This is a genomic window from Acinetobacter calcoaceticus (assembly GCF_016508255.1).
Lineage (GTDB): Bacteria > Pseudomonadota > Gammaproteobacteria > Pseudomonadales > Moraxellaceae > Acinetobacter > Acinetobacter calcoaceticus_E.
In genome coordinates this window covers 189,433-215,157 of record NZ_JADVKT010000002.1, presented here as the reverse complement: position 1 = coordinate 215,157, position 25,725 = coordinate 189,433, and the positions used below count along the sequence as shown (strand labels likewise).

The window sequence follows — 25,725 nt, the reverse complement described above, 5'->3', positions numbered from 1 at the left end:
TATCAATCTATAAATAATAGCGGTTTAGGGCTGCTGCGGTAAGCGCTTCAAGCATTATTTAAGAGCAAATAATCAATTGAATAGGAACATCTTTATTTGTATTTAGGTTTGAAAATTTGTCTTTTTATTTTATGCAAATAACTAGATGGCTTATTTTGCATCTTTCTTTTAATTTTCAATTTATTAACTTAAAAATAATAAAACCGCCATACCCCCCAAATGCTTATTGAGCATTGCACTAACATTCACAAATATCAGTTACGGGAGTTACGACGGTTTTAAAAAATAATTGATTAAAGATTATTTTATAGCAGCTTCTTCATGACTATGGCTCTCTTCTTCATCTTTAGCCAAGAAGCAAACACCAGCAAAAATAAGAATAGCGCCTGTGACTTTTGTAAATGTAAGCGGTTCATTAAACAGCCAAATCGACAAAAACATGACAGTGATGAGTTCTAAATGTGAAGCTGCAAAGGCAGGTCCAATAGGTGCATGCTTTAATAAATTCATCCAGATAAAAAAGGCACCTATATATCCAATGAAAGCCCCATAAATCCAAGGATGACTAAATACCCTTATTAGCCAATCGACATCAAAAGTTAAAGGCATTGCATGATTTGAAGCCAACTTAAAACTGATCTGAGCCAAAGTATCGAAGAGCATTAGTGTTAAAAAACCAACGATATAAAATTTTTTCATGCTCCAATCCCAACAATAGTCACTCCGAGTCCGATCAGAACAACACCAATTAATCGATTTCGAGTTAATTTTTCTTTAAAGAATAAACGACCAGCAAGCATGATCACTACAATATTGATGCACCCTAGCATTACCCCAACAGAAAGTGGAACTAGCGAGAGGAAAGCGAGCCAAACGACAAATTCAAAGATATAACAAAAAACACCAACCCATAGCCACGGGCGTTTAGCCATGAACCACCAATGTTCAAGCCCTTCGTTGGTTTTACTTTCATGAGCAGCGGCCTTAAAAGCCAACTGCCCTACTGTATCAATCAAAATGGTTAGCATCCATACACTGAACACCACAATATTCATAAGGATTTACCAATCATTTCAGGTGAGACTTTTATTTCCGGTCTCATTGACGGAATCTCTGATTTATTTTTTTGATGTTCGTATTGCTTAATAAATCGAATGGATTCTTCTATCACTTGTTTCCGATCATTATCAATAGTGATCATGTGATAGCTATTATAAAGCCAGACTAAACTCTTAGGCCCCTTCACCTTGGCATAAATTAACTCACTATTTCTTCGGTGAGCAATATCATCGTCATAGGCATGTAGTAATAGACATGGTGCAGTAATGTTTGAGAGATTTTTACGAACATTACGCGACAGGCGTTGTAACTGAAACAATGAGTGCCACGGATTACCAGGTAAGCCTGCTTCGCTACTTTCACCGCTATTCATGGCCTGCACAATACGCGAACGCAATACCTCATTTTTAATACCATAAGGTTCAGCTTCATCAAACGTATTATGACGACAAATATTTAAATAATGAATACTAGGCAAAACAATAGGTGCAAGCATTTTTGACCATAAAGGAATGCTCCAACCATCGTATTGAAAGGTTGGACTATAGGCAATCACTCCGGCAACCGGATAAGTCGACGCATACTTTAATGCTAACAAAGACCCCATTGATAAGCCTGCAACAAATAAATCATCTGTATGTTCTTTTAGCTTTTCTGCTGCTGCAACTACGCTCTCAAACCAATCTTCCCATCGAGTGTTTACTAAGTCTTCAACATCGCCACAATGCCCAGCCAACTGAACGCCATACACACTATAACCTGCTTGATGCAAAATGCGTGCAATTCCTCTCATTTCATTTGGTGTGCCAGTCAAACCATGAATCAATAAAATACCAGTTCTGTTACCTGATAAAAAAAATGAATTATCTTTTATCATGTGATCACCGTAACTGGGGTATCGATTCCAAAATCACTACATAATAGCTTTGACAATGGTTGGTAAATTTCTGCAAAGTTTTCAAATTTGGTATGAAAAATATTGTTTTCTTTACAATGATCTATTAAAGATTTTTTTGCAAAAACATAATCTGCATTTCCCGCCAGACAATAATCTGAACGACCATCACCAATCAAAATAATATGCTTTTGAGGTTTTTGATTTGCAACCTTACATTTACATGTGCCACTTATACAGTTCACCTCTTCATTAGGGAACTCTAGTCTCCATGACCTTTCACCGGTCTGAACCAGATGATTTGCAATAACAGGCAAATGCTCTAAATTATATTTTTTTAAAATATGGTGAATCACAAAATCGAGCCCATCACTCACAATGGTCAAAGGAATTTTATATTGAGCAGTAATCTTTACTAATTCGATAAAGCCCAAATCAATTTCAATCTGATCGAGACATTGGTGCAATTCATCAATTGATACATCCAGCAGTTCAATCTGTTTTTGCATACAGACTTTAGAACCAATTTTCCCTTGTTCCCACTCTTCTTCAATTTCTTCCCAGCCAGCTTTTGCGTAAGTTTCGAGCAAATAATCCGTCGTATCTTTTAAGCTGATTGTTCCATCAAAGTCACATAAAATATGCCAAGGTACAGTGTGATCTGTGTAATAGTGCTGGTTGACCATGAACATAAATGCCTCATACGAATAATTTAAGAATTTTTATAAAAATCACACTATAACTTTAGGTGGGAAATCTTAAAATTTCTTTAATTAGGAGTATTCAAAAAAAATTTGGAATAAAGTATTATGTTATTCTAGCACTTACAAACATATAAATAGACTTCAGATGATTTAAAACTTGCAAAAAACACTTTTTATTTTGAAGAAAAACTTACTAATTTATTTGTCTCAAATAAGGATACACACTAAAATGAATCACGCATCCTTCTTAAATAGTCTATTTTTTACTCGAAATTAGAGTGATTTGACCATAAAATACAAAATTAAGTTAGTTTTAATTTTTTATTAAGATTTGCATAAGAATTAACTTTTATATTCAAAAAAATTTTGAACAGAACACAACTAAACACCGTTTTTTCTTGCCCCCAGAAAGACTGAATATGATTAAACCATTGAAAAGAATTTCCATAGCAATAGTAATAGCCAACTGCTGTTTTTACTATCCAGCTTATGCACAAGAAAGCTCATCACCAGATTTAACAATGGGTTTTAACTATTCTGTAAACTTTCAGGCTTATAAAGGTCATAAAACCTCTCAAACGCTTCTGCCTGTGGCTTTCTATGACAATGACAAATTCTATATTGAAGGCGAAGATGCGGGCTATTACCTGTTCAAAGACGACAAAAATCAATTACGCATCGATGGTCACTATGACGGCAACTCATACGATCCAAGCGGTGAACTTCATTTACTAGACAAACGGAAATGGTCTGTTTTGGCTGGTGCAAGTTATATGCGAATTACACCTTATGGTGGATTCAAAGCAAGACTTAATACCGATATTTTATCCCGTAGTAAAGGTACTATTTTAAGAGCTTCTTATCTTGCTGAACTAGAAGAAGGCAATTTAACCATCTATCCAGAAGCAGGTTTCCAATGGAACAACGCAAAATATAACCAATATTACTACGGTGTGAGTGAGGCTGAAAGTAAACGTAGTGGGATCGCAGCATATCAACCGGGCCAAAGTGTAACGCCTTTTGTAAGCATGACTGCCAACTACCAAGTCTCCAAGCACTGGAATGCTTTTAGTTCTCTTGAAGTTAATTATCTATCAAACGAACAGTTCAAAAGCCCAATGGTAAAAAAACGTACAGACATTACCCCTGCTTTGGGTATTACCTATAGCTTTTAAATAACATTTTTTCACTCAGCCTCTGTATCTAAAACATACACACTGAAAACACCAACCGTAAAAGGAATAGAAGTATGAACAACGATCATACATTCAAGCAAGAAAGCACTTCTGCAACGAGTTCGAAGAACCGCGTTCGACTTAATGAGGCACAACTTCTAGCAGATGAGGCAAAGTATTGTTCACACGGCGATACAGTACACTATGTAAACCCACCTAAGATTTTTACGGATTGTCAGGGCAGCTATATTTTTGATGACCAGGATATTCCATATCTAGATTTACAAATGTGGTATTCGGCGGTCAACTTTGGTTATAAAAACCCTCGTTTAGATCAGGCGCTTATCAAGCAAATTCATGAACTTCCTCAAATTGCTAGCCAATATTTACACCCAACTAAAATTGAACTCAGTAAAGTTATTGCTGAAGACATTCTTAAAAAGACAGGTGTACAAGGCCGTGTTCACTACAACGTTGGTGGTTCACAAGCAATTGAAGACTCATTAAAAGTTGTACGTAATTTTACTAAAGGCAAAAGCCGCATGTTCGCTTTCGAAGGCGGTTACCATGGCCGTACTTTAGGCGCATCTTCAATTACTTCAAGCTATCGCTACCGTCGCCGTTATGGTCATTTCGGTGAGCGTGCTCAATTCATTCCATTCCCATACCCGTTCCGTCGTCCTAAAGGTATGACACCAGAAGAATATGCAGACAAGCTAGTTGCTGAATTTGCACGTCTTTTTGAAAATGAATACCACGGTGTTTGGGACCCTAAAGTTCGTGAAAGTGAATTTGCTGCTTTCTATATCGAAACAATTCAGGGTACTGGTGGTTATGTAATCCCACCTAAAAACTTCTATAAAGGTTTGAAAAAAGTTCTAGATGACCACGGTATTTTATTGGTTGTCGACGAAATCCAAATGGGCTTCTACCGTACTGGTAAACTCTGGTCTTTCGAACATTTCGATATTACGCCAGACGTTGTTGCATTTGGTAAAGCGTTAACTAACGGATTAAATCCTCTTGCCGGTATTTGGGCAAAAGAAGAAATGATTAATCCTGAAATTTTCCCAGTTGGTTCAACTCACTCAACGTTTGCGTCTAACCCACTTGGTACAGCAGTTGGTCTTGAAGTCATGCACATGTTGGCTGAAAAAGACTATGAAAAACAAATCATGGAAAGTGGTGCCTATTTCCTAGAAGGTCTAAAAGACTTACAATCACGTCATCCAGAAATTGGTGATGTTGACGGATTAGGACTAGCATTGCGTGCAGAAGTTTGTCAGGCTGATGGCTTTACTCCAAACAAAGAATTATTGGATAAAATGGTCGATATCGGTCTTTCAGGTACACTTGAATATCAAGGACAACAATGTGGTTTGGTGTTAGATGTAGGCGGTTATTACAAAAACGTAATTACATTTGCACCATCTCTAGAAATCTCGAGAGCCGAAATCGATCAAGCAATGGTTTTACTTGACCAATTATTTATTCGAGCTAAACGGGAAATTTAAAATCAATTTATGACTACAAACCTGAATCAGTTAGAACCTCAGGCAGTGGTGGATGCTTTTTTAAAGCATCCACCTTTAAGTTTTCAGGTTCATTCTCCTAATAATTTTTTGCCTTATTTTTATACAGAGTTTGACTTATTAACGACTCTAGATACAGACCTTCTTAAAAAAATCAAAGCATTGCCAGGGTATTCAACCTGGGGGAAAATTCTTCATTTTAAAACATGTTTCATCGGTACCACTGTTACCGAATACAGCTTATTACCCAATGAACTTTCTCTGGACTCGATTACAGATTTTTTAAAAAATAATGACCAAAAAATTAAGTTAGGCATTATTAAAGATCTGCCTTTAGATTCACCTTTATTGAGCGAACTTGAAAATAATTACAGTCACAATTTTATTCAAGATGCAGAAAAAAAGGGGTTTTTATCTGTTGAAGGACAAGCTTTAGCTTACGTTCCTATCGATTTTTCAAGCCGTGAAGAGTATCTCTCTAGATTATCTAGACCCCGTCGTAAAAACTTTAAACGTAAACTCAAAAGTTTAAATGAATTAAACGTTGAACAATTATCTACGGGCGATGAACGCTTTAATGATCATGAGTTTAAAACATATTTATATAAGCTCTATCTTGCCGTTTATCAGCAAAGCGAAATACATTTTGACCTACTCAGCCCTGAGTTTTTTTCAGAAATTCTTCAAGATGCAAACAGTGGTGGCAAAGTCTTTTTATATTGGGCAGACACTACACTTGTAGGCTATAACATTTGTTATGAATATAAAGAGAATCTTGTTGATAAATATATTGGGCTTAATTACCCGCTAGCAAAAGAATACAATTTATATTTTATTAGTTGGTTCGTAAATTTAGATTATGCATTAGCCAACAACCTCAAATTCTACATTGCTGGATGGACAGACCCTGAAGTCAAAGCTCAACTGGGTGCTAAATTTACGTTTACGCGACATCTGGTATGGATACATTCCCCTGTCTTACGTTTTATTTTAAAAAAATTACGACCTCTATTTGAAGCAGATCATCATTGGCACGTTAAACAGGAAACACGATCATGAATCTGATAAATAACAGAACACCTATCGTTTTAAACTTTGATGATTCTGCTGGTGATCCTGATGATGCGGTACGCATTGATTTAACCTCATGGCAAGAGGTGATTCGTTTTGGTTGTAAATTAAAGCAATTTGATGAGTTACGTACTCACCTTAACCAGCATTTACCTTCAAACTTGGGTTGTGTCCTTTTAGGCAGTGGTGATTACCATCATGTTACCCAGCTCTTATTGGAAAGACTGCCATCCGCAGAACCAATCCATTTGATTGTCTGTGATAACCATCCTGACAATATGCGTTACCCTTTTGGTATTCACTGCGGTTCATGGGTGTATTGGGCAAGCAAACTTCCACAAGTTGCCAGAATTGATGTGCTTGGGATCAGTTCAAGTGATATTGGATGGGCACATGCAGTAGAAAACCATTGGTCGCCCCTATATAAAGGGAAACTGCATTACTGGAGTGTCCAACAAAATGCATCATGGGTGCGTTTTATGGGTAAAAAAAATGCATGGCAAAATTTCAATCATCCCGATGAACTGTTATCTACATTCCTGACAGAAATAAAAGCATCTAACGCTGCTATTTATTTGTCGATTGATAAGGATGTGCTTTCAAGTGATGTTGTCATGACCAACTGGGATCAAGGAAAATTTCTGGAAAGTCATTTACAAGACCTAATTCAAGCATGTAAAGGCCGTTTAGTTGCGGCAGATATTACTGGCGATGTTTCTGCCTATCATTATAAAAATTACTTTAAACGGTTTTTAGCAGCCTCCGACGGGCAACAAGAACCTACTGCTGAAGAAATTTCAAATTGGCAACTAGAGCAGAAAGCATTAAACCTACGGTTAATTAATGCAATAAATTCAGCTTGGTCCGATCAATAAAAAAAACCGCCCCAGAAGGCGGTCGCTGAGATAAACCAGCAGTTATATAGAAGTATGGTGGACGAATACTTCTATATTCTTCTATGAAGGCGTTTTATTGGTTTTTATAAAATCTTCGGATTTAAAATAACTAATGATCAAATCCGCATGCTCCTCTTTTGAAGGGGCGACATTTATAGGAAATGCCTCTTTCGACATCTTAAAACCGGGTGGAAGAAATTGAGAAATTGGTGGCAATTTCGGTTTTCCTCCTTCCGTAATTCGCTCTATAAAACCAGCTAACCAAAGAAGATACTCTCCTTCATTGGCAAATTTTGGCATGACACTTAAATCAATTTGAACTTTGCACTCACTTAATGGTTTAGTTAAGTTCTCCTCAAAATCTATATAGTTAAACTTGAGTTTAAACTCAGTTCCCTTGATAGCTTTTCGAATCTGACTAATTAAGCAGTTAAGATTCTGAGTAATGTCATCAGTGAATAAGCCATCTTTTTTAATATTTTTATAAACCCTTTCGGCTACAGCTAGATACTTTGGCATTAACCTCTCTCTCCTCTCTCCGTACTATTGTTATAAAGTGCTGATCTATGAATCTTTTATGACTTTGATTATGCTTAAAGAAGTGTAAGTATAAGTAACCTTATTAAAGTAGCTTGTAACTAATTAGTGCTTTGCGTAAGTTGCACCAAAAAAACACCTAAAAAAATTATGGTTTTGATAACTCATCCACAAAATGACTGGTTAAATAGTGATAATCAGAAACATTTACTTTCATATTGTTTTTACCAAATGGTAAAACTAATATATTTTCATCTGCTTATCTCTTCTGACTAAACCGAGAACAGACCGACGCACCCTTATTTCTTCTTCAGAAAAAGGCAAATGTTCTGTGAGTTCATGAATTGGGAGAGAATTATTTTCTATCAAGAAACAGTCTTGTTCTGTTGTCCACTTAGAAGTTGTCGATTGAATTTGTTTTAAATAACGTTTCATATTTCCTAGCAGATTTGTTTGCAATCACAAAAAGCTGCCTTTAGAGCAAACTTTAGATTTTGTGATGATCATTCAGGCACAATACTGATTATAACAGTCTGTAGATTATATGTTCAGTTGATCTTGTCGCTTCTCTTCATCACCTCTTAAATAGGCTTTATAAAAAAGCCCACAGACTGTGGGCTTCCTCTAGCTTATTTTGCGGCATTTACCCCAACAATAAACTGGCTACAATGAGAACCTTCAGATGCGTTACCTAATTGCTTTTCAGAAAATTTAAATTTAGCTGCAACAGACTCATAATCTTTTTTAAGGCTTTGGCCTGTTAGCTCGCCCAGCTCTTTTACTTGTTCAGGTTTCAGAATCCCATGTTCAACCGCTTGGTTTACCATGACACATGCTGTGGTCATGGCGTCATAACGCGCAGCAGTTTTAGAGTAACCTAGAGCGCCTATTACTCCACCAACAATTAAACCAATAATTACAGCTAAAGTTACATGCATTTTATTCATTTTTTAAACACCTAGAAATCTAACTAAATTGAGAACACTTTAAAAATTCGTGCTCAAGTCAAATTAAGATAGCCGTATTTACATGTTATAAAAAGTTAGAATATGTCACATTTATTGATAGATAAAGTGAAATTTTTATCATCAATCACAAGGAAAAGTAGCTAAATAGCTTTTAAACTTCTTTTTATTGTGCCCTTTCATTAAAAAAAAGAGCACTTTTTTGAAAATAACTTATTAAGATATTTCTAACCTATTAACGTAAAAATGGTTTTGTTTGAAATACTAAACCGACAGAGAAAAAAGCATTATCGTGATTAGAAATTCGGTTGCCATAACTTGCATCTAATTGAACCAAATCCTTATAGATCATGTACTTTAAACCCGTTTGATAGAAGGAATCATTTCGATCATTACCATATACTTCGGCAGTGAAAGTTAATGGATGAGCAAGTTGTGTTTCGGTTCCGATTCCCCATGTGGTCTGGTCTTTATGCGTGGTATTTTCACGTAACCAACCAATATTGGCATGTATTAAAAACTTATCATCCAAGGTAGAAATACTTAGCGGAACATTGGCAGTCCAATCTTTCTTCGAAGAATCTTTTGTATTAATTTGAGTTCCAAAAGAAAAACCAAGTCCCCAATCATTGGTCTCTAAAGGTTTTAATAAAGTTTTGCCTTGTAAAGTTGCATAGTTCAAGTGCTCGGTGTCATCGTTTACTTTTCCCAAACCTACAGAAAATTCAAAATTACCGCCAAAATTACAAGCAGGCTTTGCCCAATATTCTTTGCTGTCAGGATTATGCTGCATCCATGTTTCAAGTTGGCAAGTTTTTGGGGAAACAAGGGTTGCATCATCAACAACCATGGGGCGTCCACTATGACTAGAATTAGATAATGCTAATAAACAGAAACCAGAAATAAGTGAGCGTTTCTTTAAAGTAAATAACACTAGCATCACTCCTATAAGTGAGGGAGCATATGCAAGTACTGCAACCAGACATGATTAGATCATGGGTTAATAATAGAAATGAAAAGATGAAAATAAAAAACCTCTTCTTGCATCCACAAGAAGAGGTCCGTAGGACTTCTGTGGATACTTAAACTATTACCGATCGACTACCGTCACTCGAGCAAGTACTCACAATGAAGCTCCTAAAAATTTGTTGGGCGGATTCTAGAATTATCTTTGTGAAATATCAAGTTAAAATTTCGTGACAATCTAAGCTATAAACCCATCTATTTATCACCTTCACCGCCGCCAAACCCCACAAAAAAATACTCAAGCACACTCTCCTGCTCGATTGCCCCATCTGAGCTTAAAAGCTGAATAATTGCGCCTTCAATCAGATATAAAAATAGCTTTGCATCTTGAAAAGAAGCATCGGTTTTTAGTTTTATAAGCTGGCTATAAATTTCATTGATGAGCCATGTTCTATACCTAATCGCAATTTGATAGGCTTTGGGATGAGTCAGTTCCGTTTCAAAAACTGCTTTAAATAATAAATAGTAAGGCCCTTCTAAATCTGTATGTAAAAAATATAATTTCTTAATTTTATCAACCACATTGGTTTCACATTCACACTCAGCAATTGAAACTACTTTTTCTTTTAAACGTTCTTTTTGTACGATCAAACAGATTTCAATAAACCGATCTTTAGAATGAAAATAATGATAAAAAGTCGATTTTGTAATTTCACACTCTTGCACGATTCTGTCGATCCCAACAGTGTGAAATCCGCGATGGTGAAATAAATCAATCGACTTATTCACAACTTGTACAGCACGTGTAGAGAGAACTAAATTTGGCATAGTTTTACCGTTATAAATTCTTGTTGTATCTAAATGAGATAAAAAAACCTGTGCCCTTTTTGGGAGAAAAAAAGCACAGCAAAGCCGCAAAGACTGTGCTTGGCACATCTCAAGTTTTATTGTTGATGCAAGTTTTTTGAGCCGTAATGACTTAAAGCTTGAAAAACCTAAAGGTCATCTAGCTGTTCAATATGCTTTAAGTAGTGTTGTTATAGCTTTTGGCATCGAGAGCCAAGAAATTAAGAATGTGCAAAGCCAACTCCTTTTTATTGGGAGTTCTGCCAGACATTTATAGAATTATGGTGGCAGAACGAGAAAGGGTTCGCGGACTGGTTTCGACTCCAGCACACCCGAAGGTGTCCCTCTCCCGTCCTACCGCAACGGGAGGGAACGAGGAGATGCTCACACAAAACTATTCCTCAGAAGAAATAATCCTGATGTGGTCGAAAAAACCGGTCCGCGACGACCGACTGGCAATGTGGCCAGCATGCAAATGGTAATCTTCAATATTTGAGGTGTCAATGTGAAATTGTCTAGAAAATATTTAAATAATTATTGTTTTTCATTAAATTACATATTTAAGCAAAAGCTTAATTAAATATAGTTAATAAAAATTAAATGATCCATTACCCTCTGCATTTTTATAGTGAAATATATAGTTTTAGCGGAACCCATATTGCTTAGCCCGCCACACTACAATGAATGTAAAACATAACAATATTAAAATAACGAACGGAAAAGTGCTCACTCCAAAATTACTCAGTAAAAAGCCACCGATAATTCCCCCGCCAGCAATGGCAATATTCCAAACAGTGACTAACATGGATTGAGCAATATCAGCCATATCATTTGTCGTTTCCGCCAAGGCCGTTTGAAACAATGTCGCAGCACCACCAAACGCAACACCCCAAATTGCGATTGCCACATAAACAGGAACCGTGTGATTACCCATGACCGCCAGTAAAAGAGCGGAAAAGCCAAATAATATTATGCTACTGAGGGTTAATAGGCGTGAATATTGGTCAATCAGCAGTCCTGTAATAAAGATGCTGAATAATGATAAACAGCCGAATATGAGTAAAATAATATCCGTATTTTTAGCTAAATCAGCAATTGTTAAAAACGGAGCTATGTAGGTATATAAAATATTATGGGCAAGCACAAAGCTTAAAACAGTAAATAATATAGGTCTAACCCCAGGTAACAGGAACACTCGTTTTAAAGATGTGCGTTTATCAGTAGCCTGCCCCTCAAAGTCAGGTAATGTAAAGCTTCCCCATACCACTAAAAGTATCGCAAAAATACTCATAACACCAAAAGCCATTCGCCAACCGAAGAGTTGACCAAGGTAAGTACCTGCTGGCACACCTAGCGATAAAGCTAATGGAGTTCCTAACATTGCTATCGCTATCGCACGCCCTTTCAAGTGTTCTGGCGCCATTCGCGTTGCATATCCAGCGAGCAAGGCCCAAAGTAACCCTGCTGAAACACCTGCAAAAAATCGGGCAACCATTGTTAAAAGATAACTGGTAGATAACGTTGTAATTAGATTTGTGAGAGCAAAACCCGCTAGAGCAATTAATAACAAGGGTTTACGCCGAACACTTTGGGTAGCATTCGTTAATGGAATGGCTGTTAATAAAGACCCAATCGCATATATGGTGATTGTTTGTCCCGCTACGGATTCAGATATATTTAAACCCAAAGCTAATTGAGGTAATAACCCCGCAGGTAAAGCTTCAGTCAAGATCGTAACAAATGCTCCCATAGCGAGGATGAGTAATGGAACGATAGGCAACCGATCATTTGAAGGTGAGCTGCTCATTCGACAACTCCTATCGCTTTATAAACTGCATCACGTAGGTCTGTGACAAACTTTCCAGACATTCCTTCATAAAGCGTGTTTGTAAATGCGATCACACTCAGATCATGTTTTTTATCGACAAACCATGAATGACCGTAAGCTCCTCCCCAACGCCATGTTCCCTCTGACTCTGGTGAAAGTGCTTGCTGAGCGTTTCTTAGTACTGAAAATCCGAGACCAAAACCAAAGCCCGGCGCACTTGGTAACTCAGAACCATCCGTTTGATCTCTTGTCATTTCATGAACTAATTCAGGAGGTAAAAATAATGAGTCCTCTTTATGAAGGGCTTCTAATAAGTTAAAAAAATCCTCAACGGTTCCGGCCATTCCTGCGCCACCTGAGAAAAATGCTTGCGAATTAAAAATACGGCGAGGACTAAAACTAATTCCAACACACCCTTCAAATGGTGAAACAACCTCTTCTTCTAATAAAATATGAGGTTCAGGACTATCACTCACATAAGCAATTGCTACATGTTGGTTATCGGGTACAGCGAAACCAGTCTTGTTCATTTTCAATCGATCAGTGACTAATTCTTTAACTGCTTGATCTAAAGGCTTGCCATATACTTTTTCAATTAATGCGCCTAATACATCAGTTGCCAAAGAATATCCCCATCCTTTCCCTGGCTCATAGAGTAAAGGTACGGTAGCAATTCGACGTACATTCTCTTCTAAACTAATAGTGGATGAATCCATGCCATCAGAGACACCTGCCTGCGAATATGCACCAGCGCTATCTAGTTCAAGAAACCGATAGCCCAAGCCTGCCGTATGGCTGAGTAGTTGACGTAGAGTAATGGGAACAAACCTTCCATTTTCTAATTTAGGCTGAAAAAATGGTAATTGGTGATGAATGAACTCATCTAAACTCAGTTTATTTTGGGCAACTAAGACTAAAGCGGCTGTTGAAACAATGACCTTGCTCACTGACGCTAAGCGAAAGACAGTGTTCATGGTCATGGATATTGATTGTTCCCGATCAGATAGTCCTAATGCCTCACGGTGTATAACTTTCCCATGTTGAGCCACCATAACCACAGCACCGACTAACTGATTATTATCTATAGCTTTTTGAACAACATCTTGAATGAGGCTTAAAGAGGTTGATGGTACGGTGTTACTTGATACAGACGCTTTAGAAATCATAGTAAAAACTTCTTTTCATATTCGTAATTTATATACTAGGAAGTCTCCTATTAAAGAAAAAGTCGGGTATAGTTCCTTGTTATACGGAAGTTTTATTCCGTAATAAGGAGGAAAGAATGGATAGCCTGAATGGATTTACCGTATTCGTTAAAATCGCTGAGACTGGAAGTATTGTTGCAGCGGGACGTTCATTAGGAATTTCAGCTTCTGCCGTTGGTAAGAGCTTGATTCGCCTTGAAGAAAAAATTGGTGTGCGACTTTTTCATCGTAATACACGTAGTATTAATCTGACCGCTGAAGGAATATTATTTTTAGAACGTAGTCGACGGATACTGGCTGAAATTGAAGCAGCAGAAATGGAATTATCGCAAGCAATAAAGTCTCCACAAGGGCGATTACGTGTGAGCTTGCCTTTAGTTAGTTCACTGGTATTACCTATACTTGGTGACTTTATGCAGGAATATCCAGAAATAGAATTAGATCTAGATTTTACAGACCGCTTGGTAGACGTAATTGAAGAAGGATTTGATGCTGTTGTTCGTACAGGTATTCCAACAGATTCACGCTTAAAAGCCTTGAAACTGGGGACTTTTAGACAATTACTTGTCGCCTCTCCAGCATATTTAGCTCAACGTGGAACTCCGGTAGTACCTGCTGATTTATTAGAACACTCTTGTTTACATTATCGATTTTCTCATAGCGGCAAGCTTGAGAAATGGCCCTTAAAAACAACTGAAAATGAATCAGAGTTACAACTGCCAATATCGATGATTTGTAATAATATTGAGACAAGAGTTTGTTTTGCGCTGAAAGGTCGAGGAATTGCTTGCCTGCCTGACTTTTCTATTAAAGAATTGTTGAGTACCAATCAACTAGTTCAAGTATTACCTGAATTTATAGATAGAACAGGCGTATTTAATGTACTCTGGCCTGCAAGTAAACATCCGTCTCCGAAAGTTCGAGCATTTGTTAATTTCTTGTCTGAACGTATGTTTAAAAAATAAAGAGCTTGTTAAAATTTAGTTTATAAAATATTTACATAAAGCTAAATGGCTATTATTGGTGAAACTTTATTCATTATTTAACGCTAATATGAATAATATATTTTTGATAACAATTAAATTTAAGTGACTTATATAAGGATCATTATGAGTTTGCATGAAGTGAGCATTTCTACTCAAAGGCTTAATCTAAAACCATTTACAGCACAAGATGCAGATGAAATTTACAACTGTATTACGCCTACCCTAACACGCTATATGGCGTGGGACCCTCAACCAAGACATGAGTTTGATCAAACTTGGAATGCTTGGTTAAAAAACTTCAAAGCTGAATCTGAAATTATATTTGTTATAAGAGAGGCACATTCTCAAATATTTATAGGTCTTGTTGGCCTACATCGTATTCAAACTAATAACCCAGAATTAGGCATTTGGATACGCGAAGACTCTCATTATCATGGTTATGGAAGAGAAGCTGTATCAGCAGTCGCTAAGTGGGCAATCGACTTTGTTAAACCTGACTATTTTACGTACCCTGTCGCTGAAGAAAACTATCCAAGTCGAAAAATTGCTGAATCTTTAGGGGGCAAAGTAGTTTCAAAATCTACAGGCCCAAAATACGAATTTGTAACCTATGAGATTCCTGCTAACTCTTAAACCCCAATTGGTTAAACACTCACAACATATTGATCTAGATTTTTTAATGCGCAATGAATCACCTGAGAAAGTTCTTCTTGTGAATATCCATCTCTTGCTTGAACCGATAATCCATGCAGAACGAGCGCGTAGTATTTGCCCAATGTTTCAGGGTTTGCATCTGCGACCAATTGACCGTCTGATTTTGCTTGAACAAATCGATCGACCAGACTTTGCCCTCGCGCTATACGCTGTGCTTTCATCCAGTCTAAAACAGCTTGGTTTTCTTCGCCTAGCACACTCGCTGCGGACACGACCATGCACCCATACGCATGATTGGTTTGCGTATAAAGCGTTAGCGCATCTTGAAATAATTGGTTGATTGCATCCTTAATATTTTTTTGCTTTAAAGCGTTTAGCGCAAAATTACCTTCGTTTTTTTCATAGTGATTTACGGCTTCTCTAAATAAAGCCTCTTTTGAACCAAACGCTTTATAAATTCGAGCTGAGGCAATCCCCAAAACTTCGACTAAATCTGACATTGATGTGCCTTCATAGCCGTGAAGCCAAAAGAAATCTCTCGCTTTTACGAGGGCTTCTTCTCGATCAAACTCTCTTGGTCTGCCAGCCATAATGACCCTTCATCAAACTTAGTACGTCTTTTCATTATTATTCGAAAAAAAAATTTTCACAAATAAATCAATGAGATTTATTCAAAATACTCTCGTTTTGTTTTGATTTTCAAATAAAAAGTTGTTTTTATCCAAAATTAAGCCTATTGTTTGTCGATCGACAACTAATTAGGTTTTATTATGAAAACCATCAAAGGCCCAAGTATTCATCTTGCTCAATTTAGCGATGACATTTTCCCTTTTAACCGTCTAGAAGATATTGCCGCTTGGGTAGCAAACCAAGGCTTTGAAGCTGTTCAACTTCCTGCTTGGGACAAACGTTTATTTGATGTTAATTTGGCAGCAGAAAGCCAAGATTATTGTGATGAAATATTAGGTACTTTAAAAAATCATGGCTTACAAATTAGTGAGTTAACGACTCATATTTTTGGGCAGTTAATGGCTGTGCATCCTGCTTATGACTTAATGTGCGATAACTTTGCGCCATCTCATTTACATGGCAATGCAGCAGCTAGAACCGAGTGGGCAAAACAACAAATGCTCGCTTCAATTCAAGCATCTGCCCGCTTAGGCCTTAAAGATATGGGCACATTTTCTGGCTCGCTAGCATGGCCTTACGTGTTTCCATTTCCTCAAAGACCATCAGGGCTTATAGAAACGGCGTTTGATGAATTAGCACGTCGCTGGCTTCCTATTTTGAATGCTTGTGATGAACAAGACATCAACCTTTGCTATGAAATTCACCCCGGTGAAGATTTGCATGACGGCATTACATTTGAAATGTTTTTAGAGCGAACTCATAACCATCCACGTTGCCATATTCTTTTTGACCCAAGCCATTTTGTTTTGCAACAACTGAACTATGTTGAATATATCGATATTTATAAAGATTTCATTCGCATGTTTCATGTTAAGGATGCCGAATTTAATCCTACAGGCCGCCAAGGAATGTACAGCGGCTATCAAAGCTGGGGAAATCGAGCAGCTCGGTTCCGTTCTACGGGTGATGGTCAAGTTGACTTTAAAACGATTTTTTCCAAGTTAGCGCATTACGACTACGAAGGTTGGGCAACATTAGAATGGGAATGCTGTCTTAAAAATAAGGATGATGGCGCACGCGAAGGTGCTGAGTTCATTAAGCAAAATATTATTCATGTCACCGATAAAGTGTTTGATGACTTTGCTGCTGCCCCTGTGAACCAGACTCAAATTAATCAGTTATTAGGTATTTAAACTCAACATGAAAACTCACCTATTAAATGAAAACTCGCATAATGAATTCCATCATTCTTACATTCACATCGAGAGCAAAAAACTACATTACGTCACCTTGGGTGAAGGCCCAGTTGTATTACTGATTCCGGGCTGGCCGCAAACATGGTACGCGTGGCACAAAGTCATGATTGAACTGGCGAAACAAGGTTATCAAGCCATCGCTGTTGATTTACCCGGAACTGGAAATTCAGCTCCACTGGATGGAAGTTATGATACGGGGCGTATCGCTAAAATTTTATCAATGCTCATGACTGAACTTGAATATCCAACTTATTCAGTTGTTGGTCACGACATTGGCATGTGGGTTGCCTATGCGCTTGCATCAGACTTTCCTGAGTCAGTGACTCGTCTTGCTGTAACAGAAGCTGTGATTCCTGGTTTAGCGCCCGCGCCGCCTATTTTTGTTAAGCCGAGTGAAAACATTTTTCTTTGGCATTTCATGTTTAACCAAACCCTAGATTTACCTGAGGCTTTAATCGCGGGCCGTGAAGATACTTATTTAAATTATATGTTTGATAAATGGTCGTGGCACAAAGATAAAGTTGCGACTGAAACTTATATTGAAGCGTATAAAATTCCGGGCCGTTTAACGGCGGGTTTTAATTATTACCGCTCTATTCCAGAGACTATACGTCAAAATAAAATTAGAGAAACTAAAAGCTTAGAAATGCCAGTTTTAGCCATAGGCGCTGAACATGCCACAGATAATGCACCTTATGAAACCATGAAAAAGGTTTCACCACATTTAACGAGTGCGATTGTAAAAGACTGCGGTCATTTCATTATGGAAGAACAGTCAGAAGTATTTAGCTCACTCATTTTAGACTTTTTGCAGCAGGAAAAAAGCCATGCCTCTACTTGCTGAAATTGAAAGCTGGCTTAAACCTAAACCAGCCCCACAAGGTGCAAACTCATTACAAGCCTTAAGAGAACAAGTGAATAAAGACATTATCGATCAGCAAGGCATTCAGCATGATGCAAGCTATCAGCAAAGTTTTTATGTTGAGGTTTCAGATGGTACCGAAATTGAAGTTCGTGTTTATGTTCCCTATTCCCTAGAAAACAATGAGCAACGACCCGCTTTGGTTTTTGCGCATGGTGGAGGTTGGTGCCTCGGAAGTTTAGACGCATGGGACCGTACTTGTCGGTTATTAGCAGAATCCATTCAACACGTTGTATTTTCTGTGGACTATCGATTAGCCCCAGAGTTTAAGTTTCCAACGCCTTTAAATGATTTTTTTACGGCATTTCGCTATATCCATGACAATGCTTCACTATTTGGAATTGATCAAAACCGCGTGTCTGTAGGTGGAGATAGTGCGGGCGCAAATATAGCTGCCGCGACATGTCTAATGGCAAGACAGCACCCAGAAATTAAGGTGAGTCATCAACTTCTTTTCTACCCTGCTTTAGATGCCACAATGAGTAGCAATTCTTATAGCCAATACGCTGAAGGTTATGGTTTGGACTCATCCACCATGGATTATTGCTGGGATCAATATGTGCAGCATGAAAGTGATAAACAGAATGAACTTGTAAGTCCGTTACTCGCTCAGTCTTTAGAAAGATTGCCTGATGCAACCATTTTTGTTTGTGAATATGACCCCGTTCGTGATGACGGTGAAAGATATGCTCAAAAACTGTGGGATGCTGGTATTCAGGTGAATGTTCATTTGTTAGAAGGAATGATTCACGGCGCGATTCACATGCTGGCAATTAGTCCCGAAAAGGTAAAATCGATCTATCATAAAGTTTGTATGTAGATCGACTTGTTTTTATTATTCAAACAGATTGCTTGGTTGGGCCACTCTTCAAAGTTGTTTAATGGAGTGGCTCAATTTAATTTTAACTATGGATATGGGTTATCCAAGCTCCACTTAAGACACCGTAAACTTAACGCTATTAGATTGATAGATTGGCGTAATATCCTTGCCATTCAATGTCACCTTTTTGTAGCTGCCTTGAACTTTTTTAGCTGATAACACCGTATAAGTGCCTGCTGCTAAATTGTCTTTTGTGACGAGCTGCAATGTTCCATTTAGAGTAGCCGTATTTGCCACCTGAACTGCTTGAAGTGCATTCGATTTGAAAGTGATGTTAAATGTTGTTCCTGCAAGCTGAGTTAAATTACCTGCAATGTTAATGGCTTTAGCAGAGTTGGTTTTTAATAGGCTATTTTCATGCATATAAATATCGCCTTGGCCTGCCCCATGTTCAGACCATATTTCTAAACCACCCTGCTTTAAATCAATACCACCCGTAAACGAGTTATTTCCTGTCAGTGCTAAGGTTCCCGTACCAAGTTTAGTGAGCTTACCCGCGCCACTAATATCATTACTCCATTGGTCGTATTGGTTAAAGCCGCCTAAGCTTGCATCCATTGTCAGGTTTACATCACCATCAAAACTGCCATAACCTGCGCCCGCTCTAAATAGGTTTAAGCGACCATAGCCTTCAGCATCATCCATAACCGGATACCCCGAGGCAAGCGCAGTCGACTTTAAAACCACACGGCGCTGATCGGCAGTTAAATAAGGCAATCGGGTTTCCAATAAAACTTCTGCGCCTTTCGGAACCGTTGCGATTTTTGTTTTGTCACCAATTTGATTAAAACCATAGGTCATCCAGTGGTTAACCTGTTGTTTTAATTTTTCAAGATCGGCAAAACGATCGTTGGTGTCATAAGGTGTTTTAGCCAAACTATAAAACGATTCAAAGGTTGAGCTATTGGTTGCCTTCATGAGCTGTGTTTGGGCTTGAAGATAAGCTTCTTTACGTTGATCTACAGTCATGGCATTTAAGTTTGCAACATCGGCTGCAATAGACTGAATTCTTCCGCCAATCACATCCATCGCGGAATGCATTCCCGCGATAATACGTGAGTCACCCAAATCTAAACCCCGAGCAATCATTTCTTGGTAACGCTCTGGTACTAAATAGGCCATCGCAATTGCATTTCGACCTGCTTCGGCAGTGTGACCACTTGGAAAACCACCATCGGTTGTCGGTGTACTACTTTTTGCAGGTTCCAAACTCGGCACGACAACAACTTCCGTACTCCAACGCCATGGACGAGCATATTTATAAAAACGCTTTGCAGGTTCTGTTGATGAGTTATTACCCATCGACTGAATAAATTCTACGACTTTTCCAAAATCTGTATTTCCGTCAGCCGTAGTGAGTCCATTATTATTGCCTTTGTCATCATATTTTATTTGCGTAGCATCGGGCGGTACTGAATTAATGGTCGTGGTCTGGCCCGTAAGTTTTCTCCACGGGTCGGTTAATGCGCCCATTCCAGTCGTGACACTATAATTTTTTCCACGTCGATCATCTAAATAAGTGCGAATGGCTTCTTCTTCTGTACGTTTATGGGTGGTCTGAATTGAATAATTAATATTGTAGTTCAGCACATCTGCATTCTTTTTTGTACCATCCGTGCTGTCACCTGGTAAACCTGTCCAGCTCGACTCAACTACAGCTGGAAAACCGTCTTTTGCCTCCGCAGATTGGCCCGCATCTACAAACAAACTTGATGGCGTCCATACATCTAAAAAGCCGCTCAGCACTCGAACACCAGCATTGGTACCAACTGTTGCATAGCGTGCGTCACCGCGCTGATTCGTCATCCACGAATCTACAGTCGTAGTAACATTTGAAGGTACTGGAGCTGTATCTTCATATCCTAACCCTTTCGGAGCAGCGGGTATTTCTTGATTTGCAGTAGCATCATCAGATGAGTTGCTGTCATTACACCCCGTAAAAAAGACCGAACATGATATAAGAGAAAGTAAAAGTGTATTTATTTTAAAGCTAGACATGATGTAATCCGTTTAATAAATATCCGTATCTTTCATCATGAATGTTTAGTTGTTATTACTTATCCACCATTAATTTAAATTTATTCTAAATAATTTTTTACCTCTAAACATGTTAAGCCGTCTTTTTGCCTATTGATTGAAATGTGACAATTTCTTCAGAAAATCACTTAATGGCATTGGACAGCCCCATAAATAGCCTTGAAACTCAGTACATCCATTATTTTTAAACGCATTAAACTGCTCCTCAGTTTCAATCCCTTCGACTAAAACTTCAAGGTTCAAATCTAGCCCAATTTTAATAATGCCAGTGACTAATTTATTGCCGCGCTTATCATCCAAAGCCGCTTGTACAAAGGTACGGTCAATCTTGATTTGCTTAATGGGCATTTTCTGTAAATAGCTTAAAGATGAATAGCCTGTACCAAAGTCATCTAAAGAAATCCGTATTCCATTTTTTGACAAGTAATGCATTTTTTCGATCAAGCTAGCACTATTATTTAAAGCAATACTTTCAGTAATTTCTAATATGAGCTGAGCTGGATTAACTCCATATTTTTGAACCATGGCAATTACGGTCTGCTCAAAGTTTGGTTGCATGAAATGATCAGCACTAATATTGATTGAAAGCGTAAGATTTTTGGTCTCTTCTTTTTTAGCCCAATCTTGTAAAACGTTGCAGGCTTGAGCTAACACCCATTCCCCAATCTCAGGCATTAACCCCAAAGTTTCTGCCGCTGGAATAAAATCTTTTGCAGGCATATATCCTAAAACAGGATGATGCCACCTTAACAAGGCTTCCGCGCCAATCAACGTTTCAGAAGAATTGATTTGTGGTTGATAAAAAAGTTCAAATTGTTCTTTAGTAAGGGCCGAACGTAGGTCTTGCGCCATGGTATTTTCTATTTGTATTTCTAACTGCATCGTATAAATCGAGATGCAAATCATAAGCGTAGCAACACAAGTTGAAATCCAGCCGCCATGTGAGCGAATATTTTCCGATAAAGGTATGGCATTCTCCAAAGTAAAAGAGCTACCACTAAAAAATATAAAGCACACAATCGACAATACAATTAAAACGATTTGTAGAAAGCTGGGGTCTCTGCGGTAATTTATATACCCTAATATTGCTCCAGCGGGTAAAAACAGGTGCGCCACACGTGGCCGATCTGGGGTAGCGACATCAAAGAGCAGGCAAAAAACGACAGGAAAAACCAGCAAAACAGCTTGGGACAAAAGAATACCGGCTGAGATTCGGCGTATACAAATTAAAAAGAGACTAAATAAAGATATAAATGTGAAAAAAATATCCATATAAACAATAGTCCACATTTGGGCAAATGCGAAATATATGGTCCAAAACAGGCAAAACATAAGGCAAATAATGATATTTGCTTTCGCTGCAATGGTAAGTTGCTGGTCCTTTACAGCATGGTAATTTTTCTTTTGTTTTTTTAAGTAAGAGGAAGCTATCATAAGTAAATCAACCGTAAAAAATATAACAAAGCACTACCTTTGCCATTCATGCTCTATTTCAAAATCCACCAATAAAACTTAAGTTCTATGACTGTTGTTATTTATCTAATATTTTTGATTTTAAAGTACCGTTTACGCTTCGCAATAAAGTCCATTTATTGAATAAATTGAATTAAAAGATGTGACTTTTCAAGGGTCCTATAATTTTAAACTATCAACCCTAACGATACATGCCTCTGCGACTAAGGTACAAGCGTTAAATGGTGAAAAATTAGCGCATTAAAATTTTTTGAATATATAATTTTCATTATTTATATTAACTTCAATCTTACTAACTTAAATAAGAAATACTATTTAGCCACAACCAATAGCTATTACGGCGCTCCGACCAATTTTCGAGTGGCCGTAAAATATGAGTGGTAAATAGATTGCCTTACTTTTAATGACCCTACTTCAGGTAGCAAATCATGTGGTTCTGGAACGAGGTTAAACCCATTTAATTGGGTATTTATATTTAGATCTTTTTACCATTATTCTCTATAAGCTTCCACCACCGTCAACATTTAGAACCTGACCAGTAATAAAACCTGCATGATCTGACAGTAAAAATGAGACAGCATGTGCGACATCTTTTGGTGTTCCGATCTTTCCTAATGGAATGCTATCTAAAATAGCTTTCTCAGCTAAACTACCAACAGGTCTGGTTTTTCTAAAGAGTTCCGTTTCAATCGGTCCTGGTGCTATACAGTTTACTGTTATTCCAAATTCAGCTAACTCAAGTGCCCATGTTTTAGTACAACCAACCAATGCACTTTTAGCTGCTGAGTATGCGGTCCGTTCTTTTGCCCCGTAAATAGCCCGACTACCAATATTAATAATGCGACCAAATCGCTGTTCTTTCAGTTGTTCAACAAAATGCTGTGTAACTTGAATGGCTGTTCTTACATTTAGGTTCCAAACATCCTCTAAGGCATCGAATGTAATCTGGCCTAAAGGTTGAGGTAAGCTAATTCCTGAATTATTCACTATTCCATGAATGACGTGAGATTTAGAGATTAAGGCTAATGTTTCTTCAGTCTGTTCTATATTCAATAGATCACAACTAAAGAGCTGCCCATAAAATTCTATATTATCGATATTTCTAGCAATTCCAATAACCTGATGTCCCTGTAAGAAGAGTTCATCACTAATCGCTTTTCCAATACCTTTTGTCGCACCTGTCACTAAATAAGTTTTTTTCATCGTTGATCCTAAAGAGCAGTAAAATAATTTCTGGTAAGTTCTGCCTCTTTCAATATAAAAATAAAAAAGGTATCTATAATTTTTTATGATGCAATCTGGATTTATATGGATTAAAGAGAACCATAATCAATTTCTAAACGATAGCACGACATTCTTAGAATAATAATTAAACAATATGTAATTTACAAAGATATTAACTGCAAATTAAATTCTATGAAGAAAATAATGAATTACAGCTTTTAACGCAGCCGAGTGGTTCCGATGACTTGGATAATACAGATAAAATCCAGGGAAGCTACCACACCAGTCAGTCAAGACACTTTCCAACTGACCCGATTTCAAATATGGCAACACCTGCTCTTCTAATGAAAATGCCACACCAAGCCCATCAAGAGCAGCTCTTATCATTAAATCAGCATCATCTAAAATAAGAGTGCTTTTAACAGCCAGATTAAGCTTTTGGTCTTCCTTTTCAAAAGGCCAGCTATATAAAACCTGACTATTAATCTGACGCCAGCCAATACAATGATGATCTAACAAATCTTTGGGAGATATGGGTTTAGGGTATTTCAAAAAGTAAGATGGGCTAGCAACAATTGCTAATTTAAGACTTTTAGAAATTGGAATAGCTTTCATGTCTTCTTGAATACTTTCACCCAACCTGATTCCAACATCAAAGCCACTGTCGATAATATCGATAAATTCTTCATTTGCAGTAATTTCAAAAGTAATGTTCGGATAAAGTTCGCTTAAAGCTTTAAGGTGAGGAAGAAAAAATAAAACCAAGGCTGATCGCGGAGCATTAATTTTCACAATGCCCTGAGGGCTGGTACGAAAATCATTTAGGCTTTCTATTGCCGAAAGAATGTCACTATAAGCGGGTGAAATTTTATTAAGTAAATGGCTACCAGCTTCTGTTACAGAAACACTTCGCGTTGAGCGATTTAAAAGTCTAACCCCGAGCTTCGCCTCTAATGCTTTCATAGAATGACTTAATGAGGATGGCGTTACATTTAATTTGGCAGCCGAACGCCGAAAACTCTTTTCTCCTGCAATAACCACAAAGGCCCAGAGCTCATCAAAATTTGCTTTTGTCATATCATTATTATGCTGATTAATTCATCAGTTCATTGAATTTTGACTATATTGTATCCTAATTATTAAGCAATACAATTTCTTTAACCCATCCAGAAGTTGGAGAAATTATATGATTTCACATATCCAAAATGTTGCAGGTCGTTTAGAAGGAAAAGTAGCTTTAGTTACAGGTGCAGGTACTGGCATAGGAAAAGCAACTGCTTTATCTCTTGCCAAAGAAGGTGCACATATTGTCCTCGCTGGGCGAACTCTTGCTCCTCTTCAACAAGTCTCAGATGAAATAGAATCATCGTATGGTGTAGGTAAAACACTTATTGTTCCAACCGACATTAGGGATTCAAAACAAATTCAGGAACTGATAAATCGAATTATTCAGACCTTCGGCCGACTTGATATTGCATTTAACAATGCAGGTATCGAAGGAAGCTTTGCACCAGCCCATCTAATGGATGAAGAAGATTTTGATAAAACAATCCTTACCAATCTAAGAGGAACATGGCTAGCTATTAAATATCAAATTACAGCCATGATGGAAAACAAAACACCCGGAGTGATTATTAACACCTCATCATGGCTCGCTGTTGGTGCAAGTAGTGGTTCATCTGCATATTCAGCGAGTAAAGGTGCTCTTGATTCTATGATACGAGCGCTTGCACTTGAGATTGCCCCATTCCAGATTCGGATTAATAACGTAAACCCGGGAATTATTGATACTCCAATGTTTAGACGTTTTGTTGATGATGAAACAGCTAAACCCTATATTGCATATACTCCTCAGCAAAGACTGGGACAACCAGCAGACGTAGCAAGTACCGTAACTTGGCTATGTACAAATGAAGCTAGTTTCATTACGGGACAATCTATTCTTATCGACGGCGGCTTCTCAATTGCAGGCTTACGATAAAGG

26 protein-coding genes are annotated in these 25,725 nt (G+C 37.7%); 10 read left to right on the top strand and 16 right to left on the bottom strand.

Annotated features, from left to right (window positions below; genetic code table 11):
• Positions 1 to 300: 300 nt before the first annotated feature.
• The 4 genes from I5515_RS05010 to I5515_RS04995 are packed head-to-tail and all read right to left on the bottom strand — an operon-like array spanning position 301 to position 2,646.
• Positions 301 to 699 carry a DMT family transporter gene (locus tag I5515_RS05010; RefSeq protein ID WP_199965049.1) on the bottom strand — a complete coding sequence of 133 codons (399 nt, stop codon included), beginning with the start codon at positions 697 to 699 and terminating at the stop codon, positions 301 to 303.
• Positions 696 to 1,055 (bottom strand): EamA family transporter, encoded by a 360-nt coding sequence (locus I5515_RS05005; RefSeq protein ID WP_199965048.1) that lies wholly within the window; start codon positions 1,053 to 1,055, stop codon positions 696 to 698. The genes I5515_RS05010 and I5515_RS05005 overlap by 4 nt, the downstream gene beginning before the upstream one ends.
• The gene (locus I5515_RS05000) at positions 1,052 to 1,936 is read right to left on the bottom strand and encodes an alpha/beta hydrolase (protein ID WP_199965047.1); all 885 of its coding nucleotides are present in this window, start codon (positions 1,934 to 1,936) and stop codon (positions 1,052 to 1,054) included. Before I5515_RS05000 ends, I5515_RS05005 begins: the two co-directional genes overlap by 4 nt.
• The gene (locus I5515_RS04995; protein ID WP_199965046.1) at positions 1,933 to 2,646 is read right to left on the bottom strand and encodes an MtnX-like HAD-IB family phosphatase; all 714 of its coding nucleotides are present in this window, start codon (positions 2,644 to 2,646) and stop codon (positions 1,933 to 1,935) included. The genes I5515_RS05000 and I5515_RS04995 overlap by 4 nt, the downstream gene beginning before the upstream one ends.
• 431 nt (positions 2,647 to 3,077) lie before the next feature.
• Here I5515_RS04995 and I5515_RS04990 point away from each other — a divergent pair, with 431 nt between their 5' ends.
• From I5515_RS04990 to I5515_RS04975, 4 genes are all read left to right on the top strand, one after another.
• A complete protein-coding gene (locus tag I5515_RS04990; RefSeq protein WP_199965045.1) occupies positions 3,078 to 3,833 on the top strand; it encodes a MipA/OmpV family protein in 756 nt (251 codons plus the stop codon).
• A 74-nt stretch (positions 3,834 to 3,907) separates the two neighbouring features.
• Positions 3,908 to 5,347: an aspartate aminotransferase family protein gene (locus I5515_RS04985; protein ID WP_199965044.1), complete on the top strand. Its 1,440-nt coding sequence runs from the start codon at positions 3,908 to 3,910 to the stop codon at positions 5,345 to 5,347.
• 9 nt (positions 5,348 to 5,356) lie between these two features.
• The gene (locus I5515_RS04980; protein WP_199965043.1) at positions 5,357 to 6,424 is read left to right on the top strand and encodes a GNAT family N-acetyltransferase; all 1,068 of its coding nucleotides are present in this window, start codon (positions 5,357 to 5,359) and stop codon (positions 6,422 to 6,424) included.
• Positions 6,421 to 7,311, top strand: a complete 891-nt coding sequence (locus I5515_RS04975; RefSeq protein ID WP_199965042.1) for a hypothetical protein — start codon at positions 6,421 to 6,423, stop codon at positions 7,309 to 7,311. Before I5515_RS04980 ends, I5515_RS04975 begins: the two co-directional genes overlap by 4 nt.
• An 81-nt stretch (positions 7,312 to 7,392) precedes the next feature.
• Here I5515_RS04975 and I5515_RS04970 read toward each other — a convergent pair whose 3' ends face one another.
• The 7 genes from I5515_RS04970 to I5515_RS04940 form a co-directional block, all read right to left on the bottom strand.
• The gene (locus I5515_RS04970) at positions 7,393 to 7,851 is read right to left on the bottom strand and encodes a hypothetical protein (RefSeq protein ID WP_199965041.1); all 459 of its coding nucleotides are present in this window, start codon (positions 7,849 to 7,851) and stop codon (positions 7,393 to 7,395) included.
• Positions 7,852 to 8,109: 258 nt separating this feature from the next.
• Positions 8,110 to 8,304 carry a hypothetical protein gene (locus tag I5515_RS04965; RefSeq protein WP_199965040.1) on the bottom strand — a complete coding sequence of 65 codons (195 nt, stop codon included), beginning with the start codon at positions 8,302 to 8,304 and terminating at the stop codon, positions 8,110 to 8,112.
• A gap of 194 nt (positions 8,305 to 8,498) precedes the next feature.
• Positions 8,499 to 8,816 (bottom strand): hypothetical protein, encoded by a 318-nt coding sequence (locus I5515_RS04960; protein ID WP_199965039.1) that lies wholly within the window; start codon positions 8,814 to 8,816, stop codon positions 8,499 to 8,501.
• A 253-nt stretch (positions 8,817 to 9,069) separates the two neighbouring features.
• Positions 9,070 to 9,774, bottom strand: a complete 705-nt coding sequence (locus I5515_RS04955; protein WP_199965038.1) for a hypothetical protein — start codon at positions 9,772 to 9,774, stop codon at positions 9,070 to 9,072.
• A gap of 281 nt (positions 9,775 to 10,055) precedes the next feature.
• Positions 10,056 to 10,628: a TetR/AcrR family transcriptional regulator gene (locus I5515_RS04950; RefSeq protein WP_199965037.1), complete on the bottom strand. Its 573-nt coding sequence runs from the start codon at positions 10,626 to 10,628 to the stop codon at positions 10,056 to 10,058.
• Positions 10,629 to 11,289: 661 nt separating this feature from the next.
• Positions 11,290 to 12,453: an MFS transporter gene (locus I5515_RS04945; RefSeq protein WP_199965036.1), complete on the bottom strand. Its 1,164-nt coding sequence runs from the start codon at positions 12,451 to 12,453 to the stop codon at positions 11,290 to 11,292.
• Complete coding sequence (locus I5515_RS04940; protein ID WP_199965035.1) at positions 12,450 to 13,640, bottom strand: serine hydrolase domain-containing protein; 1,191 nt, start codon at positions 13,638 to 13,640, stop codon at positions 12,450 to 12,452. Before I5515_RS04940 ends, I5515_RS04945 begins: the two co-directional genes overlap by 4 nt.
• A gap of 116 nt (positions 13,641 to 13,756) precedes the next feature.
• Between I5515_RS04940 and I5515_RS04935 the strand changes: the two genes are divergently transcribed.
• A complete protein-coding gene (locus I5515_RS04935; protein ID WP_199965034.1) occupies positions 13,757 to 14,644 on the top strand; it encodes a LysR family transcriptional regulator in 888 nt (295 codons plus the stop codon).
• Between the two features lie 144 nt (positions 14,645 to 14,788).
• Positions 14,789 to 15,298 (top strand): GNAT family N-acetyltransferase, encoded by a 510-nt coding sequence (locus tag I5515_RS04930; protein WP_199965033.1) that lies wholly within the window; start codon positions 14,789 to 14,791, stop codon positions 15,296 to 15,298.
• An 11-nt stretch (positions 15,299 to 15,309) separates the two neighbouring features.
• Here I5515_RS04930 and I5515_RS04925 read toward each other — a convergent pair whose 3' ends face one another.
• The gene (locus I5515_RS04925; protein WP_199965032.1) at positions 15,310 to 15,909 is read right to left on the bottom strand and encodes a TetR/AcrR family transcriptional regulator; all 600 of its coding nucleotides are present in this window, start codon (positions 15,907 to 15,909) and stop codon (positions 15,310 to 15,312) included.
• A 180-nt stretch (positions 15,910 to 16,089) separates the two neighbouring features.
• On the opposite strand from I5515_RS04925, the gene I5515_RS04920 reads away from it, so the two are divergent.
• The 3 genes from I5515_RS04920 to I5515_RS04910 are packed head-to-tail and all read left to right on the top strand — an operon-like array spanning position 16,090 to position 18,947.
• Complete coding sequence (locus I5515_RS04920) at positions 16,090 to 17,142, top strand: sugar phosphate isomerase/epimerase family protein (RefSeq protein WP_199965031.1); 1,053 nt, start codon at positions 16,090 to 16,092, stop codon at positions 17,140 to 17,142.
• A 7-nt stretch (positions 17,143 to 17,149) separates the two neighbouring features.
• Positions 17,150 to 18,049, top strand: a complete 900-nt coding sequence (locus I5515_RS04915) for an alpha/beta fold hydrolase (RefSeq protein WP_199965030.1) — start codon at positions 17,150 to 17,152, stop codon at positions 18,047 to 18,049.
• Positions 18,033 to 18,947 carry an alpha/beta hydrolase gene (locus I5515_RS04910; RefSeq protein WP_199965029.1) on the top strand — a complete coding sequence of 305 codons (915 nt, stop codon included), beginning with the start codon at positions 18,033 to 18,035 and terminating at the stop codon, positions 18,945 to 18,947. Before I5515_RS04915 ends, I5515_RS04910 begins: the two co-directional genes overlap by 17 nt.
• 114 nt (positions 18,948 to 19,061) lie before the next feature.
• On the opposite strand, the gene I5515_RS04905 is transcribed toward I5515_RS04910, so the two are convergent.
• From I5515_RS04905 to I5515_RS04890, 4 genes are all read right to left on the bottom strand, one after another.
• Entirely contained in the window at positions 19,062 to 21,005 is a 1,944-nt protein-coding gene (locus I5515_RS04905) for an acid phosphatase (RefSeq protein ID WP_199965028.1), read from the bottom strand.
• Positions 21,006 to 21,134: 129 nt separating this feature from the next.
• On the bottom strand, positions 21,135 to 22,478 hold the full coding sequence (locus I5515_RS04900; RefSeq protein ID WP_199965027.1) for an EAL domain-containing protein: 1,344 nt from the start codon (positions 22,476 to 22,478) through the stop codon (positions 21,135 to 21,137).
• A gap of 537 nt (positions 22,479 to 23,015) precedes the next feature.
• Entirely contained in the window at positions 23,016 to 23,720 is a 705-nt protein-coding gene (locus tag I5515_RS04895) for an SDR family oxidoreductase (protein WP_199965026.1), read from the bottom strand.
• Between the two features lie 204 nt (positions 23,721 to 23,924).
• Positions 23,925 to 24,818: a LysR family transcriptional regulator gene (locus I5515_RS04890; RefSeq protein WP_199965025.1), complete on the bottom strand. Its 894-nt coding sequence runs from the start codon at positions 24,816 to 24,818 to the stop codon at positions 23,925 to 23,927.
• A gap of 109 nt (positions 24,819 to 24,927) precedes the next feature.
• Here I5515_RS04890 and I5515_RS04885 point away from each other — a divergent pair, with 109 nt between their 5' ends.
• Positions 24,928 to 25,722 (top strand): SDR family NAD(P)-dependent oxidoreductase, encoded by a 795-nt coding sequence (locus I5515_RS04885; RefSeq protein ID WP_199965024.1) that lies wholly within the window; start codon positions 24,928 to 24,930, stop codon positions 25,720 to 25,722.
• The last annotated feature ends 3 nt before the right edge of the window (positions 25,723 to 25,725 follow it).